Raw genomic sequence first — 18,552 nt, forward strand, 5'->3', positions numbered from 1 at the left:
AATCGCGTGCCCGCTGATGCAAACCATCCGTTGAGCTTAGACTCTTGAAGATTGCATAACGAACTGGGTTAAGTTTGGTTGACAGTTAATCGCTTGATCGCAAACCGCGTGCCCATTCGCCCAGATTTGCTTTTATTGTGACGCTAGCTGAACCACTCACAGCACCCCAAAAGTGAAAATTGATGCGTTGGCTACGGAATAACGCGTTTTCGATCGCAGTAACGATAGCCATTTTGACGATTGTTTTGTCGTGTCTGATCACGTACCGAGCGCTCGATGAGTTGCCGCAATCGCATCGCCGGATCGTCAACACCGAAGAGCAACTTGGACGAGTGACCAGTTTGCGATTCACAATAGGCACCGCCGCATCACGGTTGCGTGCTTTGACGCTTGGCGGAGACGAACAAGACCGCAGTGAACTTGTCGAAGCGATCGGCCGCTGCGAACAGTTGGCCGAAGAGCTTCAGAAAGTTGCGTTGTCAAGCGAAGTGGTACTGCTAGACGGACTTGAACCGTTGTTGATGGATTGCCGACGGTATGTGAACGAGATTCGGCCGCTAACGCCCATCGCAACCTCGCTGGATTTGCCGCAGCGAACGCGACTGCGAATTGATGCCACGAATCTGCGCGCCCGCCTCGAAGCCAGTCTGGCTGCCAACCATCATCATTTGACGAAGATGAAAAAGGCGGCGGAGCGTGAACGACTCGAAGCCGCTTGGGCTTTAATCGGAGGCCATGCACTGATGCTTGGACTGGTGGGGTTGCTTTACGTTGCTCGACGGAGCGAACAACAACTTCGGCGTCTCGCGGATATGCGCACCCTCGAGGCGGACGAGCGATTCGCGCTGATCGTTCGCGGTTCGTCCGACGGCATTTTATTGACCGATGAAAACGGTCGCATCCAGATGACCAACCCGGCGTTTGATGAAATGTTTCAAACCGACGAGGCGACACTCAAAGGGATGACGGTGGGGTCGTTGTTTACCACCACTGTGATTGACGAGTGGTTGGCCAATCGATTGGTCGAGAACGATCGAGAAAGCACATTGTCACGACGTGTCAAAGCGATGCGTCCCAATGGAACCCGGCTGCATACCGAATTGACGGTCACCCCGCAGACGATCCGTGATCAAGAGTTTCTTGCCATCTCTGTGCGTGATGTCTCTGAACGCGAAGCATCACGATTACGATTAAAGCAACACGAGGCGTTGTTGAGCGAGATTCCCGAACCGCTGCACATTCTGGACGCGGTCGGCCGGGTGGTTTATTGGAATCGGGGTGCACAACGTCTGTTCGGATTTGAGGCCAACGAAGCGATTGGGCAAACCGCCAATGACTTGTTGAAAATCGTCCCTCCCAAAGGTAGCGATAATAACATTCACGCTGTCAAATACGCAGAGACCGAGCGTTGGTCGGGCGAGTTGATTGCGACCACCAAGGCGGGGCGTCGCATTCGCATCGAACGTCGACGCACTCGAATTCGCGAAGCGAGTGAGACGATTGGCGAAGTGGTCTTGGATTTGGACTTGGGTGAACGCAAACGACTGCAACAGGTCGAGCGGCGACGGCAACGACTTGAGAGTTTGGGGACGTTGGCGAGCGGAATCGCTCACGACTTGAATAATTTGTTGACGCCGATTTTGATGAGTTGCAGGATGCTGCAACGAACCGACGCCAATATTGATCGCGGTGCGTTGCTGGACACGATTGGCAACGGCGCCAGTCGCGGTGCCGATCTGATTTCTCAATTGTTAACGTTTGCTCGAGGCGGCGATGGCGAGCACGAACCGATCAACGTGGGGGCAATCATCCCGGAAATCGCGGCGATTTTGCAGGCAACGTTGCCCAAAGGCATTGAGCTGAAGACCGAAGTCAGTGACAACCTGCCCTCCATTCTCGCTGACGAAACCGAGATCAGCCAAGTGATCATGAATCTTGCCATCAACGCACGCGATGCAATGAACCATCATGGCAAACTAACGATCTCAGCCGCTCCGATCACGTTGGCAAGCGAGCGTTCGTACTCTTACAGCACGCTTCAACCCGGCGATTATCTATCCATTACGGTATCCGATACGGGGACCGGTATTCCCAAAGAGATTCGTGAGCGAATGTTTGATCCCTTCTTCACCACCAAAGAGCGAGGCCAAGGGACAGGACTTGGTTTGAGCACCTCGATTGGTATCGTACGAAGCCACGAAGGGGCGGTCGACGTACGCTCGACGGTCGGTGAAGGAACCCGTATTTCTGTCATCCTGCCTGCATTCTCTTCTTCGACAACTGAAAGTGATCCGGCCAAATGAACTCCAGCGACCCCAGCACTCTGTTAGTCGTCGATGACGATGCGTTGATTTTGCAGGTCATGAAACTTTGCTTGCCTGCACCGGACTATCATGTCATCACCGCAGATACCGCCAGCAAAGGTCTGCAACTGTTTGCCCAACACAAACCGGATGCCGTACTACTGGATATCCAATTGCCGGATCAATCAGGGTTGGCAGCGCTTCATGAATTTCGTGAGCTGGATCGTCGCGTTCCGGTGATCATGATGACGGGGCACGGCACCGCCGAGACCGCGATCGGCGCGATGAGCGGCGGTGCGTTTGAGTACGTGACGAAGCCGTTTGAACCGGATGACATTTTGCCGATCATCGATTCCGCATTGGAAACCAGCCGGATGGCGCGAAAGCCAGCGGTCTTGCCATCGGAAAGCCTCGGCGATGCCGACGACGCTACCACCGACCGCGTGTTAGGGGATTGCCCCGCGATGGTCGAAGTGTTTCGCTCGATCGGACGAGTGGCTTCACGAGACGTCGCGGTCTTGATCCTCGGCGAAACCGGCACAGGGAAAGAGGTCGTTGCCAGAGCGATCTATCAACACAGCAATCGTCGTGACCAATTGTTTCATGCGATCAACTGTGCCGCGATTCCCGAGAATTTGCTAGAAAGCGAGTTGTTTGGCCATGAAAAGGGATCCTTCACCGGCGCCGACCAAAGGCACATTGGCAAATTCGAAGTCTGTAACGGAGGCACGTTGTTTCTGGACGAAATCGGAGACATGACGCCAAAGATGCAGACCAAGTTGCTGCGGGTGCTGCAAGAGAAAGAATTCGAGCGAGTCGGTGGTAACAAGTCAATCAAGTCCGACGTTCGCATCATCGCAGCAACCAATCGTGATGTCGAATCCGCGATGGTGGACAACAGTTTTCGCAGCGATCTGTATTACCGTTTGAACGAATTTACGATCAACTTGCCGCCGCTGCGTGATCGAGGCGAAGACATCAAGATCATGGTGGACTACTTTTTTGCAAGGTTTGCCAAATCGCTCGGAAAAGAGTTCGTTTCGATAGCTCCGGAAACCATGGCGGCGCTAAAACTTCATTCCTGGCCGGGGAATGTTCGCGAGTTGCAAGGTGTGATTAAGCAAACGTTGTTGAAGGCGAGTGGTCCCGTTATCGTCCCCGCCTTTCTGCCAGGTAGTTTTACCGTACAGAATGACGATAGTTCCACGAACTCAGCGAATCTGGAAAAAGGAAACTCGGGAACATGGCAAGCGAATTTGAAGATGCGAGCGGCGGCATTGCTCGAAGAAGGATCCCACAACATTTCCGCTGACATCCACGACGCGGTGGATCGGGAAATCCTGCCCGAAATTCTTCGCGCGACTCAAGGGAATGTCAGCGCGGCGAGCAGCCGGCTAGGCGTGAGCCGGCCAACACTGCGAAGTCGATTGAAACAGTTGGGACTTAGCACCGACGTTGCAAAGGATGCTTAATTGCTTTGTAGCAAACAGAATGCAATCACATTCGTGACAGGGACGCGTGAAGCCGATGTTTTTGGACGGGGGGCGTGTCTGGCAGCAGCGTACAAAAACATCCGGAAAGCAACTAATTCTAATTTGGTACCGTTATTGCGTGCTTTTTGTTTGCGTTTCGTTGGCTTGCCGCGGCGTTGTCGCGTAACTTAGACAGTACCAGACAGCGCGACGTCGCTTCGTTTGAATGATACTTCTCTTCTCAAAGGTTTTTGCTGCTATGAAACTTGGCATTATTTCTTGCGCCCCGCGTTGTTACAGCACTCGACGTTTGGTCGCCGCAGCAAAGGAGCGTGGATACAAGGTTTCCGTCATCAACACACTGAAGTGTGCAATCGATCTGCAACGAGGAAAGCCCGACCTTTATTATCGAGGCAAACCGCTCTCCGACTTCGACGCGATGATCCCGCGTATTGGTGCAAGCATCACTTACTTTGGTACCGCCGTGGTGCGCCAACTTGAACAAATGAATGTGTTCGTTGCCAATAGTTCTGCAGGGATTGCCAATAGTCGCGACAAATTGCGAAGTCTTCAGATTCTTAGTCGTCACCATATCGGCATGCCAAAGACAACCTTTGTTCGCGACCGCGGCGACGTGATTCCGGCAATCGAGCGGATTGGTGGCGCGCCGGTCATCATCAAACTACTCGAAGGCACCCAAGGCGTTGGCGTGATTTTGGCTGACACGATCAAGATTGCCGAAGCTATCATCGAAACGCTGCAAACCGCCAAACAAAACGTGCTCGTGCAAAGTTTTGTTGCCGAAAGCAAGGGACGCGACGTGCGGGCGTTTGTCGTTGGCGATCGGGTCATCGGAGCGATGCGGCGAGTTGCCCAGGGTGACGAGTTTCGTAGCAATGTGCATCGTGGCGGTGTGGTCGAAACCGTCGAACTCAATGACGAATATCGCGAAACGGCGATTCGTGCGGCTCAGATCATGGGGCTGCGGATCGCAGGCGTCGACATGCTCGAAGGACAACACGGCCCCCAAGTCATGGAGGTCAACAGTTCGCCGGGTCTAGAGGGCATCGAGCGGGCCACCCAAATGGACATTGCCGGAGCCATCATCGAATACTGCGCCGCGCACGTCGATTTTCCTGAGATGGATATTCGTCAACGTCTGACCGTCAGTCGTGGTTATGGCGTCTGTGAATTGGTGGTCCCCGAAGGATCCCATTTCGTGGGGATGACGATCACCGAGGCGGCCTTTACCGACCGCGATATCAACGTGCTGACGTTGTACCGTGGTAACACGGTGATCCCCAACCCTAAATATTCTCGCAAGATGGAAGCGGGAGACCGATTATTGTGCTTTGGTAAACAAGAAGCGATGAAAGAAATGGTGCCGACCAAAACTCGCAAGAAACGGGCACCGAAGATCAAGACGCTCGAGCAATCGATGATCGATGAAGCGTCGACTCATTCACCACACCACTAAGAATGGTGTAAAATGGAATTTGAATCAGGTGAACTTTATCCTTTTGTTTGGGATCAAACTTGATTCGGTATCCTCTACTTCTCACGTAAGTCTAACGGCTTCAATAGCGATCGAATCATGACTACTTCTGACCACCACTGGTTCGGATGCAACATTGCACCAGGTCAGTTTGCGAACACCGATTTCGAGGTGACCGAGAGCTACAGCAGTCGAAGTGTGGTGATTCCGATTCAAATTAGACGCGGTTTGTCGCCTGGGCCGACCGTGTTTGTTTCCGCGGCGTTGCACGGAGACGAATTGAATGGCACCGGTGCGATTCGTACGTTGCTTGCCGATCCTACTTGGGTGCTGCAGTCCGGCACGCTGTTGTTGATTCCCGTGTTAAATGTGCTCGGATTCGAGCGTCACTCTCGTTATTTGCCTGATCGTCGCGATTTGAATCGCTGTTTCCCAGGCACCAGTGGTGGCAGCATGGCGTCACGATTGGCGAAGGTGATATTTGAGTCGTTGATCAAGAAGTGCGACTACGGTATCGACTTGCACACGGCAGCCGTCCGACGCACCAATTTTCCAAATGTTCGAGCCGATCTTTTGAACCCGGATTGCGTTCGTTTGGCGGAAGCGTTTGGCGCAGGAATTATCTTGCACGGCAAAGGCCCCAAAGGCTCGTTGCGGCGCGAAGCGACCAAGGCGGGATGTCCCACGATCATTATCGAAGGAGGCGAAGTGTGGAAGGTGGAATCGTCTGTCGCCGATTGCATGACCCGCGGCATCTTTAATTGTCTGAAAGAACTAGGCATGATGCCTGGTAAGCCTGACATCCCCAATACCCAGGCGATCATTCGCGAGACACGGTGGTTGCGGGCAGAACGAGGCGGTTTTATGTCGATGCATGTTGCTCCCGGAGACACGGTCGTCAAGGGGCAAGCGATTGCAACCAACAGTAACCTGTTGGCGGAAGACCAAAACCGTTTGGAGGCTCCTTTCTCAGGCGTTGTGATTGGGATGACGACGCTACCCGCGGTGCAACCAGGTGAACCAGTGGTGCATATCGGCAGACTCGCTAATCCAAAGTCGGCCCGACGCCACGAAAAACAGATCGCGGGCGACGATGTGCAACGAACCGCCCACGAGCATCTCGCAACCAACATTCAAGTCACCGAAGCCAGCGAACCGTCCGACGACGAGTCGTAAATCGGGGGCGTCCGCATGTCGCGGCCGTTCAGGCTTTTCTGGGGGTCGCGAATAGTGACTTGCAGATTTTAATCGATTTTCCGCTTCCCTGCGTCACCCGCTGCTGCATTGCTTTTTACGTTGCGGTGCAAGAATCGGCTCGCGATGAACACTACCATCCATGTGTCAAGAAGTGGGTGATTATACAGACAGATTAAGGCAACAGAAAAATTGTTATACCTGATTTAGCAGCACCCTCATTTTTCTGTCGCATCAATATTTCTGTCTCCGTTTTTATCTGCGAGAAAGCTTCTCCGCGGGACTCCTTGTGCATTACGAAAGCCACACGAGTCCGGCCTGTGCTTCGCTGACCCTGAAAACTAAAACGTTGGCCGGCGTACGCTAGGGAAAACGTTGGCCACATCTGACCAAAGTTGGCGTTTGATCTCCAGTGATTTGATCGAAGCGATACGTTCAAGGGCAAGTTCCGGTGTGATGTCGAGATGGCATGCGAGCGAATACGCTGCAATCGTTGGCGAACGTGACATGCCAGCGGAACAAGCAACGAGGGTGCGGGTATTTGTGTAGAGCAGATCAATCAGTGACTGAACGGCGAATCGAAGAACCGAGGGGTCGTTGCCGCCACCGTCATAAAGCGGAAATCGGAGATAGAGCAATTGCCGTGGAAGTTGAGCTGCCGGTTCCTCAATGGCGACGTCAACCACAGCGGTGATACCGGTATCGAACAACGGGCGAGGTTGACGTATGTCAAACGCGTGGCCAAGCCAGAGCAGATTGGGATGGATTTCGTGCACTAATGATCTCAAGCGAAAAACGGGTCATGTCCGATTCGTCACCGCAACCGTTCCGTCACATCGGGTTGCTGAACAAACGACAGTTCGGGGCCGGGGCAATCAGACACCCAACCTGCAATTACAGCAGCGGCCATGGTCTTGCGAATAAGCGACGGAGCAATAGCATCGTAGTGGAAGCGTATGCGGTCGGTACGTTACGAGTGAGCCCAAGTTTCGATTACCCAGCAGTCCGGATTATCTCGCATCAGTTTCCAATAGTGCTCGTGCCATCGCTCAAGTGGTTCAGCATTGGAGTCCGCATCGTTCATCAAGCGGTATCCAAAGTCAGACAAGTCATGCCATTGACCATCAGGCGTCACGACCGCACCAGCGGACGCGCAAGGATCGAGTCGATGAACGCGAGAGACGTATCCAGCGTAGTCGTTGTGTATTGACTCCCGAAGTTCCAAATCCGTTTCAGCACAATTGAGCGTGGAGTCAAAGAGGCAAAGGTAGTCGAATCGCCAGTTTGGCTGCATCGTGTCGTCTTCTTGAAGGCGATGTGGGGCAAGCAGAGTCCGAACTGCGACGTCGAAGCAATCGGGTCGGGTCGAAGAAGGCAGGAGAACATGTAGCTGTGTCTTCATGTTAGTCGACTTCCTCGAGTCCCCACTTTCGCAATCGGCGAAAGGCGACAATCCAACCGTCGCGGAGTAAGTAGCCGCAACCAACCGCAACTGTAAACGCGATTACGGCATCGACAAACAACCATTGGAGGTGCCATACGTAATGGAATGAAAAACCGCCTCTTTCAAAGAACGCGAATGGAAAACCGATTTGCTCGAAGCCGTCTGTTCGAAACGCGTGCCACGTCACGATTAGACGCGAGAAGTTGAGGGCCACCATAAGGCTGAAGAGACACGTGACGCTACTGAAAAACGCCCGACGCTTGCGGTTGTCTTCAAGTGGAGGTTCGGGAGGAGGCGATTCGTACGGATTCATCATTCGCTTCGTCGCCCTACGGTCGGTGTTTGCAGACGCCGCTCCGAACGACGCCAAACAACCAAATTATTCTACTAAAAGAAAACGCCTCCCGCCCCGAAGCGACTCGCATTTAACGTCGGTTTAGCACCAGGCTGATTCCTCGTTGATCGCAAGCCTTTAACGGTTACGACCGGTTTGGTTTAGGTACACACGAGATCAAGGGCTGATCGAGTGTGCGATTAGCGGACATGAGTGTTCGGCGCAGCCAAGTTGTGGGAACACTAATCAACGCTGATTCACACTAATCAAAAGGCGAGAGTCGACCCCGCGCAAACCGAACTATCACAAGCGGACCACGCAGAATACGTGAAGATTCGAGCTGATTCGTGGCAAATAAAGGCCCTTAGTTTTCAGCCACGGATACGCACGGATCAACACGAATGAGTGCATAACAGAAAAACACTCAACGCAACCGAATTCTAACACCACCAAGGCCAATGACTTGGAACTGCGAAAAACCTTCCAATGTATTCAAAATTTTTGCGTAACTAAAGCCAAGCGACCGGCAACGGTAAAATGTTTGCGTCACCCACCGTTGCCAAAGAGCAGAAGTGAGCCTGGACGGTCATGCGTTAAAATCAAATACACCTTGATCGGGAATCACGCTCGACTCTCATTGACTCCAGGCCCCAAAAAGTTGTCCACCGCCGCCTGTGCAGGTGCGGGGTCAGCCAGCGATTTGGTCGGCAATCGACTGAGCGAACATCTCCTTAGGAGCCGGCATGTTGTTTTCGCGTGCCGTTTCGAGATTACGCTTCCACATCCCACGCAACTCGTCCTGCAAAGCGGGGGACAGTTCCAAGAGTTGTTCGAGCATGCTATGCCACGAACCTTCGAGCGACCACGCCGTGCGTAGATTCGGTTCCATTTCGACGAGAAGAGAAACTTCATTGGGCTCAATTTCGTCGATTGACCAAAGCACCCAATACTCTACGAGGCGTAGGAGCGGTTTGCCGTCATAGCGTGGATTTGTCATTGATCTATAGGGGCCAACGGAAGTTTTTTTGAGTCACCGCCCCAGAGTGAAGCGATTGAGAATAAGCATGTCGAAGTGATTGAGTTTGAATTGCCAAAAATTGTACCAGTGGCACCGTCCATTGCCAAAGATCGAAGGTGTGCCCGAAGGGCCACAGCATAAAACACATTGTACAGGAGGTTGGACGTCAGGCTCGTTTTCCGCTGACCGCATGCCTCCCAAAATTGTCTGATGTTGAATCGGCGAGAAAGCTGCTCCGGGGGATTCCTTGTGCGTCGCAAAAAATACTCGGGCTCCATCAGGTCAAACGAGGTGTTCCTGACGACCGAGCCGCATGGCGCCATGAGGCGGCTCGACTTGAACATGGGTTTGGGCGACCGTTTTACTACCGACGCAGCAACGCATTCGCCAAAAGGCCAAAGCTACAAGCTGCTGCAAACATTAATATCCCGCCACCCGTGTAGTCGTTTGCATCCACCATCGCAGCGACACCGCCAATCGTTGCGATCACGCCAACGGCGATCAAAGCGAATACGGCGCAACCAATTAGTTTGGTTCCGGCTTTGTCAGGTTCTTGCTTCGGTGCTGTTACCATAACTTTTGGTTGGGTCACCTAATCTGGTTCGATATGAAGGGGTGTCGTACTTTATTGGGGGCGAGCCTCCAGCCTGGAGGCTCGCGATTATTGACTTTCTGATTTTAGTCTTTTTTCCGCGCGGGCGTGTAACATGGTGCTGCGTTATTTTGTGGTGCAAGAATCGGCTCGCGGGGAACACCACCATCCATGTGTCAAGAAGGAGGTGAACACACGGAAAAATTATAACAGCTGAAATTGCGGCATCGTCGTTTTTCTGTCGCATCAATTTTCCTGTCTTCGTTTTAACCTGCGAGAAAAGTGCACGAAGGTGCTTCTTGAGCGAGAGGACAACGAATAGGGATCTGTCAGGTCGATCGACGTGTTCCTGACGTTTGAGCTACATCCCGCCCCGCAGGGACTCGCTTTTAACATCGGCGTGCCGTCAGGCTGGTTCCTCGCTGATCGCAAGCCTCAAACTGTTACGACCGGCTGAACTGCCGTTCATACGAAGACAAGGGCTTAATTAGTGTGCGATTAGAGGAAATTAGTGTTCGGGGCAGCCAATTTTTGGGAACACTAATCTGCGCTAATCTACACTAATCAAAAGGCAAGTATCGACCCTGCCCAAACTTGACTATCGCAACGTCGCATTGCGGAAAAGTGGCAGGTCAAAAATCTTAATTACGGACTGCTCGTGGCGTGACCAACAAAACGATACTACCGTATTGAGAAACATTGACCAACCAAGCGATTCTCCACCTACGAAACCGACACTTTACGGAAAAGCATGGTACGTGACCGTGAGCATGGGGCGAGCATTGGCGCGGGGTTAGTGGTTTGACGCGTTGCCGGGCAGAATCACGTCACAATAGTCCAGAAGTTTGTCGCCGAGGTCGTCGAGGCAGATGTCAGGTTTGGGCAGAAACGCGACGAAGCAGTCAGCGATACCAAGGGATGTTGCAACGTCACGGGAGTAGTCGCCACCGCCGCGAGACCAGCAGTACAGATCGTGACCCGCAGCATGCATCCGGCGAACATAGTCCGCGCTAGCGGGCATGGGAATCTGCTTGGTGCCGACGGAACGGATCAACGTGTCATCGACGTCAATGTAGATTGTAAGTTTACGATCCAACGAATGTCTCGGTCACAACGTGGTTTTATACGACTGGGTGTCGTACTTTGTGGGGGAGAGGCTCCACGCTGGAGGCTCATTAATTCGTTGTTTGATTTTAATCGCTTTTTCGTTGCGAGGTACAGATCGTTGCTGCGGAATCCTTCGCGTTCCAGTACTGGTTTGTTCACGATGATGCCTTGGGACGGAACCGTAGCCAGCGTGCTTTTTAAACAATTGGTTTTAAGCGAGATTGTGCTCGACAGTTCACATGACGTTCATGCTTCTGCACCGATTTATGTGCTGTGACGAGGCCATCGGGTCGAGACAGGGAACTGCAGCGATGCTGAGTCGGCTTTACGAATCCAGCGTCATGCCTCCGGCACTGTCCACAAACAACACACGCGGCAGACTTCCTGCTAACACTTCCATTCGTTCGTACAGCATCGCTTCGTCTCCCTCCGCAGGCGTTTGGAATCCAAGCAACACAATGGCTGCATCCGCAGATGCTTGTTGGATCACTTCAAACGGAGGCCGCTTCGATACGATGACTTCCGGAACAATCGTGATTCGTGAAGCGGTGCCAAGTTCGACAAGGTGATTGTGAACCTCGGATTTGGCCTCTTCGTTTTCAACGATGCGAAGCAAGCGAATTGGATTGTCACGCCAGCTTTGATTTTTATGCAGTAAATGAGCGAGCAACATCATCAACGCTCCGTTCTCCATCCCACGCCACCAAACATCGATCGTTCCTGGTGGAACATTCCAATGCTCTTCGACATCGGACACGTCTTCGCTGTCGAGGTCTTCTTGACGATGTGCCAAGAAACGCATCGCCAAAATACTTCGATTCATGCGTGCAATCAGCCGGATATTGGCGCCGAACGACTCCGCCCGAGAATCGTCGCGGGGCCATCCCATCAGCACGGTGTTGGGTCTTAAGCCGCCGATCCCCTGACATTGGATCAATGCCTCGATGCCATCGGAGAGGAGTGAATTGCACGTGACCGCTGGAAACGCTTGTAGCTGCTCTTTGGCAATGAAAACTCGCAGCATCTTTTCGTATTGTTCGCGGCGTTCGGCATGGTCTTCGATGTCGCCCGAAACGACTTGAGCGAGCGTTAGGATTCCGTGCCCTGACGTCAGCCAGTGTCCATAGATCGGGATGTGAGATCGTGTCCAACCGGTCCCGCTAAGTGCCATAATGACCGGACGCCAATTCTTTGAGTGATACGCTTCGTCTTCGAGCTTCAAGAGTGCCTTGCGAGCTCGTTCAAATACCACGCCACTCTGCAAGTCTCCCCATCGCGACTCGATCTCTCGCGATCGGATGAACCAATGGAGTCCAGCAATGAAGCCAATCGAGATCGCTGCCCAGACCCAATTGATCAAGAACATCACAGCGAGACAGCCAACCGCCCCTAGCAGCGAGGTCATCCAGTGGCTGTATTGAAAGGTTGGGCGGTAGCTCGGGTTTTTCGTAACCGCTTCGTAGAACGTCGCTAGGTTCAATAGCCCATACGTGATCATGAAAAACATCGTGATGATGGGAGCAATCGCGTTCAAGTCGCCCATCACGATACAAACCTGAGCGATCACGAACGTCAATACGGTCGCGCGACGTGGTTCATTGGTGGATCCACTGCCAGCAGCGAAAAATTTCAGCGAGCGGAAAATGTCGTCCCGGGCAAACGCCTGTAATATCCGCGGTGCCCCCATCATGCTGCCAAGCGCCGACGATAATGTTGCCGCGAACACGCCGGCGGTGATCCAGACAGGCCAAACGGCGATGTCGCGAATCACCATGTTGTTGTTGATCAGTTCTTCGGACGGTCGCACGCAGCCCAACAAGAACGCTTGCGACAAATAAACCACGCAAGTCACTGCGATCGCGAGCAAAGTCCCCTTGGGAATCGATTTCGATGGATTGGCTAGGTCGCCCGACATGTTTGCACCTGCCATGATCCCTGTCACCGCAGGGAAGAACAGTGCAAACATCGTGAACCAATTCTCGCCGGGTTGGTAGCTCGATTGCAAATTCTCACGCAGGTAGACTGGGTTGAACTCGCTAATGGCCCCGGCGTAAAACGAGCCGAGTGCAACGGCTAGAATGGCCAAAATGAAATACTGGACCTTGATCGTCCAACCTGCGCCCACGTAAACGCAAAAGAACGTGGCGAGATTCACCAGGCTTGCGATCGCGACAAAGTGCCCAGAAGATTGCGGGAACGTGAAGGCAAATGCTTCGGTGAAACCGATCACGTACATCGCCACCGAGATCGCTTGGGCAGAGAAAAACAGCACGCCGATGGCGCCGCCGAACTCAACGCCCAGACTTCGGCTGATCAGATAGTAGGCTCCGCCACCGCGAACACGCGTGTTGGTAGCGATCGCTGAAAGCGACAGCGTGGTAAGCGTCGTGATCAATTTCGCGGCCAAGACGATCAGAACCGCGTTGATAATTCCCGATTGGCCAACGACTTGGCCAAAACGCAGGAACATGATCACGCCAAGAATCGTCAGCGTGCAAGGCGTAAACACGCCGCCGAACGTACCGAATTTCGTGGACGGTTGCTGGGGCGAATTCAAGGTACGTACTTTGAGGATTCATGCGGAATCGATTTAACCGATCCGCTGAATATCCTCTTATCGTCCGGCGGGGACAAGCGGCCCAGATGACATTCGTTCGGGCGCGGCGACGAAACAGGTTGGAATGTTCCGTCGGCTCACTGAGCCGTGCTTATTCCTCGTGCTTATTCCTTCAGCGAATATTCACGGCACTGCGGACAACTCTTTTCACCGTTCCAGCGAACGCTCTGTTTGACGTCTTCCCAAATCGTCATGCTGGGGACGTAAATGCGGTCGCCTGGCATCAATTGGTAATTGGTTGCAACGTCGCCGAGCTGCAAGATTTGTTGGTAACAAACCGGCAGAATCAGCCGAGGTTGGCCAGGTAGCTGAGGCCGCGTCAGGATGATTTTGTGATCATTGCAGCGATCCGAAAGTCCGCCAGCGGCGATAATGGCATCGAGCACCGTTTCGTGCCCGACAAGCGGGTAGGATCCGGGGGCGTTGACTTCGCCCATCACGTAAAACAGCCCACTCTCTTTGTTGACCAATCGTACCGTGACGCCGTAGTCGATCGTTTCAGGTTCGATTTGCTCGGAGTCCCCGCGATGGGATGCGAGGGCGATGCGAGTTTGTCGTTTTTGTGTTTCGTGATGTGCCACCAACCCTTGGACTTGTCGTTGGATCTCTTCAGCCGACATCCCGGCGACTTGCATTCGCCCGTACGTCCCCAGTTCGATCGTTCCGTCTTGTTGTACGGTTTGGTCGCTCGATAAACGCACGGGTGAATCAAAGTCGTTCGGTTCGATTACCAACACGTCGCCGGCTTCGACACGGTGAGCCGGCAGCGTCAGCTTCGCCAACTCGGTCGCCACGTTTCCCTGATGCCCCACTGCTTCACGGATTTCGGAGACGTCGGACATCAACGTGTGCGATCCTGCGGACACCGGCAGCCCCATTGACGCTGCGGTTCGGCATCCCGACTGCGTGCATAGCAGCGTCATCACAAGCGACACCATTACAACGGCCGTCCCGGCCGTGTGAAAGGTAAACGGTTTTAATTTCATCGATTAATCCTTGTTCGTTTAAACGTGCGCGGTGTGGCGTCGCGGCGTGCTCGCCGGCCGTCCCTTATCTTCGTGAGGGTCGTTGTTGGGGGCCTACGGCTTGAGCCACGTCCGCCCCCAGACTGCTGGACAAAAAGAAACGCACGGCGTCCTGGCTCAATTGTTTTCCCGGCTGCAATCGCAGCGTCGGGCGTGCCGATGTACCACCGACATGCACATGCACGACACGGTCTTTTAATAACTCGTTTGCTTTGGCAACCAACGCGATTGGGGCCGCGGTGGCCATCATGATAGGTGAATTCGCCATCTCGAGCAGTTGGTCCGCTGGCCCATTGGATTCCGTACTGGCGGTTACGTCAAAATCAAGTCTCCCGTCTATTGTCGCATTTCCGGACATTATGACTTGCACGGTACTTTGCGAAATTGCCAGTTCCTCGACGTGCACCAAACCGCCCGAGATTCGGCCGAACACGTAACCGCCATCTTTGCCGTTTCCGGGCCGCGAGGGAGCCAGACGGACCAGCGACGACAACTCGTCCATCACCGGCAACTCCAACGCCTTGATGTTTGACAGTTCCAAGTCAAAACGCCCGACCAAGTTTTTGGGATCACGAGCCCGTTTGGCATTTAGAGTCACGGTTCCATCGATAACGCCTGCACCCGACGATGACCCTTGCAGCAGTTTGGAAGTGTCGATTCGCTCGAGCCGTACCGATGTTGCCATCGACAAACTGCGATCAAAGTTGCCTTCGGATGCAATGTGGACACGTCCGCCTCCGATACCGACAACCCCTGCACGACATTGCCATCGTGCGACATTGGATGACTGAGAGTAGCTCCAATCCACTGGGAAGCGGGCTTCGCGAACGACGAGACCCGACATCACAGCGTGGTCAACCGAAACATCGGCACGCCCGGAAATAACGGGGCCGATACGACCGCTGACTTGCACGTTCGCTGTTCCCGACATGTCTGCGGAAGCAAACGGGGCCGTGGCACGACGCAAGTTCACGCGGTTGGCCGAAAAATCAAACCGTCCCACTGGCGTGGATGAAAAATCAACGCTCGCTTTGCCGGAAAGTCGTCCGTCGGCGAAATGCCCACTGAGATTTTCAAGTTCGACGCGGCTCGAGTGCACTGCAACGGAAACCGCGACCCGATCCGAAATGGGACTGCGATCCCATCGCACGTTTTCAACCGAGCCATTCAGGCTGCACAACCGACTTCCATTCAGCATCGCGGGCGTGCGAACACATTCGCCGGAAACGGTTGCCCTCAGGCGACGTGCATCGCGAGGCAAGTCGAAAGCGGCGATCACACGATGCACCGCCAGATCCGAAAGTTTGGCTTCGAACGTGATCGGAATCTGTTCGATCGGTCGCACCTTCTCGGATTCGAAAAACTCGACCAGTCGAGCAAGATTGGTATTTCCCGTGGCTGAGTAACGCCCTGACGCCAAGCCGCCTTCGCTTTGCACCGACACGGCACCTAATTCGACTTTGATTGTGGCGTTTCGGATTTCGATTGGTAACCGCTGCGCCGATACATTTTTGCTACGCAACCATGCATTTCCGGTTACCGATTCGAGGCTGGCAATCGATGTGATCTGCAATCCGCCATCGAGCGTCCCGGTGGAATCTATCGCGATTCCACTACATCCCACCAATCGTGAAGTTTCAATTCCTTGGAACTGGCCTTCGACGACTGTTTTTGTCCAGTCCAAGTCACGTGCCGTCGCGGTCGCTTGGTATCGGCCGCCTAATAAGTCAGCGGATGAACTCGTAAAGACAAACGACGAGGGGTCGGCATTCCAGCGGAGTTGGGCCTGGCCCAATTTGGTTCCGGCCAAACGTGCATTTTGAACATCGGCGTTACCGCTTGCGACAAACGTCATCGGCGATGTCGTTATACGAAATTGCCCGCCGATGGTCGTGCTGCCAGATGCACGCAGTCGGGTACCCGAAAATCGCGAAACGATATTGGCTAGATCATCGATGCGGACCGCGTTGGATTTAATCTCGCCTTCAAGCGAGATTGAATCGCCCACTTTGCCTTTGGCGGCCAATTGGCAGATGTTGTCGCGCCATCGCAGAGCAAACTGTGGGATCGTGATCTCACCCTTATGCAACGTCGGATCGACGTCAAAATCTTCGAGTGCTTCTCCCGCGACGTTCATGTTTCGTCCTCGCAGACTCGCGATTGCATCCCAGGCCGCAGGAACGGACGCATTTTGCACGGGACAAGACGCATTTAATTCCGAGTGCAATGCACCTCGCAATTGCGTCGTGGGGATCCCAAGCAGAGCGGGAACCGAATCCGAGGGTGTAAGCGAAACGAGAAGCTGTGACTCGATTATTTCGTCGAGTGACAACGGTACATTTGCCGTTGCCTTAGCATGCACTAGTTGGCGTTTAAGTCGATCACGCAGGACGATTTCAGAACTATCCAATCTCACCGTGCCATCGACAATGTCGAGTTGCATCGCGACATCGTCCAGGAACAAACCGCGGCCCGCGATGCCGTTCGTGTGCAGTACCACGTTGCCTCGATGCGCATGGGGTGACGCAAGTTGCTTCAGATCGACATCAAACGATGCAGTCACCCCGACCTTGCCACGCAGATCGGCGAATCCGAATCGTTTGCTTGCTTGATTTAGATCGACGCCATCGGACGCAATCGATCCCGTCACGGATCCGATCAGTGGATCGCTGCTGGTGGTATCCAGCGTGCCTTTGGTACTTAGGTCGGCTTTTACATCTGCGATTGCCACGCCGTCGAAAATTAGATTCGTAGCCGCCCCGACCATCTTTGCATCAAACGCAAATGTCTGATCGTCCCACTGTAACGAAACGTCCGTCGTGGATCTGTATGCAAGTGCAAACGGAGGGATTTGAGGAAACGCTTTCGAGATACGTTTCCAATCACAGTCGTAAAGCTCGGTGCGTAGCGTTGCAGTAGCTGTTTGCGGCCGAATTTGGCCGATCAATTCAACTTTGGCGAGTCCGTCCAGTGGATTTCCTGTGGCATCGATTCGCAGTTCACCTTTGCGTAATTCGCCACGCAATTCGAAACCCTCTGCGATTGTCCCGAGTTGGTCCGATTTAACTTCCGAAATCGTGCCTTTGATGGATACCAACAATGATTGGGGGGCTAGTCCCGACAGATGGTTGCATGTAATTTGCAACGATCCGCTGGCAGTAATTCGTTCTTGGTTTATTTCCACAGGAACCAAGGGCAGATGTTGCAGTTCAGCGGTGTCAAATTTAATTTGTTGCACCACGATGCTGCTTGTTCCCGCCAGCGATTTGGCATCCAGGATGGTTCTCAAATCGACGCTGCCACCGAGGATTTCGGGTACCAATGTACGCAGATTGATCGAATCGCCAAAATCGGCTTGCACGCCTATGTTTGAAACGGCAAACGACTCGCGTCCGATTTGATGGACAACAAGTTTGGCATCGCGAATGGAAAGTTGTCCAATGGGAATGATTCCGCTGGGTTCGCTCGACGAGCTTTCACTCTGCGGAAATTGCGATACCAATGTTCCATCACGATCGAAGCGAACATGCAAACATGGCTCATCCACCACCACTCGATCTGCCCACACGCCGCTGCGAATGCCATTCAGCAATGACAGATCAATAGCAATTCGGTCGACCGTGGCTTGTGCATCGGTCTTGTCGGCAGCCAAGCCCGAGGAGTCGGAGTTGAGTGGTTCATGAACGACAATTCCGGAAACACAAATGGATCCCAAATTAAATTCGATCGAATCAATCTCGAGTGAGGCCGCCAGCACATAGCTGCCGATCTTCACGGCGGCGAACCGAGCGATAGGGTTTCGGAACAGAACAAGGATGATGGCAGCAGCGAACGCAATGCTGACGCACCGTCGTCGCCTCGACATCGTCCTGAATCGAAACACTTAAAAATCCTGCAATCTTGATTTAGGCGTTTCGCCTGTCGTTGGCTGTCAGATAGGCATCCTGCCTA

The 18,552-nt window shown here is 53.5% G+C and carries 13 protein-coding genes; 4 read left to right on the plus strand and 9 right to left on the minus strand.

Features of this window, described 5'->3' with window-relative positions; all coding sequences use genetic code 11:
- Positions 1 to 182 precede the first annotated feature (182 nt).
- The 4 genes from SH528x_RS22455 (at position 183) to SH528x_RS22470 (ending at position 6,446) form a co-directional block, all read left to right on the plus strand.
- Positions 183 to 2,303, plus strand: coding sequence for a PAS domain-containing sensor histidine kinase (locus SH528x_RS22455; protein WP_442505691.1), 2,121 nt, complete (start codon positions 183 to 185; stop codon positions 2,301 to 2,303).
- Positions 2,300 to 3,775, plus strand: a complete 1,476-nt coding sequence (locus SH528x_RS22460; RefSeq protein ID WP_442505692.1) for a sigma-54-dependent transcriptional regulator — start codon at positions 2,300 to 2,302, stop codon at positions 3,773 to 3,775. Before SH528x_RS22455 ends, SH528x_RS22460 begins: the two co-directional genes overlap by 4 nt.
- A gap of 259 nt (positions 3,776 to 4,034) precedes the next feature.
- Entirely contained in the window at positions 4,035 to 5,252 is a 1,218-nt protein-coding gene (locus tag SH528x_RS22465) for a RimK family alpha-L-glutamate ligase (RefSeq protein WP_442505693.1), read from the plus strand.
- A gap of 117 nt (positions 5,253 to 5,369) precedes the next feature.
- Positions 5,370 to 6,446: a succinylglutamate desuccinylase/aspartoacylase family protein gene (locus SH528x_RS22470; protein ID WP_442505694.1), complete on the plus strand. Its 1,077-nt coding sequence runs from the start codon at positions 5,370 to 5,372 to the stop codon at positions 6,444 to 6,446.
- Between the two features lie 359 nt (positions 6,447 to 6,805).
- Here SH528x_RS22470 and SH528x_RS22475 read toward each other — a convergent pair whose 3' ends face one another.
- From SH528x_RS22475 to SH528x_RS22515, 9 genes are all read right to left on the minus strand, one after another.
- Positions 6,806 to 7,240, minus strand: coding sequence for a protein-tyrosine phosphatase family protein (locus SH528x_RS22475; protein ID WP_442505695.1), 435 nt, complete (start codon positions 7,238 to 7,240; stop codon positions 6,806 to 6,808).
- A 194-nt stretch (positions 7,241 to 7,434) separates the two neighbouring features.
- Positions 7,435 to 7,758: a hypothetical protein gene (locus SH528x_RS22480; RefSeq protein WP_442505696.1), complete on the minus strand. Its 324-nt coding sequence runs from the start codon at positions 7,756 to 7,758 to the stop codon at positions 7,435 to 7,437.
- A gap of 109 nt (positions 7,759 to 7,867) precedes the next feature.
- Positions 7,868 to 8,224, minus strand: coding sequence for a hypothetical protein (locus SH528x_RS22485; protein WP_442505697.1), 357 nt, complete (start codon positions 8,222 to 8,224; stop codon positions 7,868 to 7,870).
- Positions 8,225 to 8,930: 706 nt separating this feature from the next.
- Positions 8,931 to 9,239 carry a hypothetical protein gene (locus SH528x_RS22490; RefSeq protein ID WP_442505698.1) on the minus strand — a complete coding sequence of 103 codons (309 nt, stop codon included), beginning with the start codon at positions 9,237 to 9,239 and terminating at the stop codon, positions 8,931 to 8,933.
- A 385-nt stretch (positions 9,240 to 9,624) separates the two neighbouring features.
- Positions 9,625 to 9,834, minus strand: coding sequence for a hypothetical protein (locus SH528x_RS22495; RefSeq protein ID WP_442505699.1), 210 nt, complete (start codon positions 9,832 to 9,834; stop codon positions 9,625 to 9,627).
- Positions 9,835 to 10,645: 811 nt separating this feature from the next.
- Positions 10,646 to 10,948, minus strand: coding sequence for a hydrolase (locus SH528x_RS22500; RefSeq protein WP_442505700.1), 303 nt, complete (start codon positions 10,946 to 10,948; stop codon positions 10,646 to 10,648).
- A gap of 336 nt (positions 10,949 to 11,284) precedes the next feature.
- Entirely contained in the window at positions 11,285 to 13,516 is a 2,232-nt protein-coding gene (locus tag SH528x_RS22505; protein ID WP_442505701.1) for an amino acid permease, read from the minus strand.
- 164 nt (positions 13,517 to 13,680) lie between these two features.
- Positions 13,681 to 14,562, minus strand: coding sequence for a polysaccharide biosynthesis/export family protein (locus SH528x_RS22510; RefSeq protein WP_442505702.1), 882 nt, complete (start codon positions 14,560 to 14,562; stop codon positions 13,681 to 13,683).
- A 64-nt stretch (positions 14,563 to 14,626) separates the two neighbouring features.
- Positions 14,627 to 18,466 (minus strand): hypothetical protein, encoded by a 3,840-nt coding sequence (locus SH528x_RS22515; protein ID WP_442505703.1) that lies wholly within the window; start codon positions 18,464 to 18,466, stop codon positions 14,627 to 14,629.
- Between the last annotated feature and the right edge of the window lie 86 nt (positions 18,467 to 18,552).

It is taken from the genome of Novipirellula methanifontis, assembly GCF_052161655.1.
Lineage (GTDB): Bacteria > Planctomycetota > Planctomycetia > Pirellulales > Pirellulaceae > Novipirellula.

Excerpts from the sequence above, each read along its gene's own strand:
- SH528x_RS22455 (WP_442505691.1), top strand. The coding sequence starts at position 183 with ATGCGTTGGCTACGGAATAACGCGTTTTCGATCGCAGTAACGATAGCC.
- SH528x_RS22460 (WP_442505692.1), top strand. The coding sequence starts at position 2,300 with ATGAACTCCAGCGACCCCAGCACTCTGTTAGTCGTCGATGACGATGCG.
- SH528x_RS22465 (WP_442505693.1), top strand. The coding sequence starts at position 4,035 with ATGAAACTTGGCATTATTTCTTGCGCCCCGCGTTGTTACAGCACTCGA.
- SH528x_RS22470 (WP_442505694.1), top strand. The coding sequence starts at position 5,370 with ATGACTACTTCTGACCACCACTGGTTCGGATGCAACATTGCACCAGGT.
- SH528x_RS22480 (WP_442505696.1), bottom strand. The coding sequence starts at position 7,758 with ATGCAGCCAAACTGGCGATTCGACTACCTTTGCCTCTTTGACTCCACG.
- SH528x_RS22485 (WP_442505697.1), bottom strand. The coding sequence starts at position 8,224 with ATGATGAATCCGTACGAATCGCCTCCTCCCGAACCTCCACTTGAAGAC.
- SH528x_RS22490 (WP_442505698.1), bottom strand. The coding sequence starts at position 9,239 with ATGACAAATCCACGCTATGACGGCAAACCGCTCCTACGCCTCGTAGAG.
- SH528x_RS22495 (WP_442505699.1), bottom strand. The coding sequence starts at position 9,834 with ATGGTAACAGCACCGAAGCAAGAACCTGACAAAGCCGGAACCAAACTA.
- SH528x_RS22510 (WP_442505702.1), bottom strand. The coding sequence starts at position 14,562 with ATGAAATTAAAACCGTTTACCTTTCACACGGCCGGGACGGCCGTTGTA.
- SH528x_RS22515 (WP_442505703.1), bottom strand. The coding sequence starts at position 18,466 with ATGTCGAGGCGACGACGGTGCGTCAGCATTGCGTTCGCTGCTGCCATC.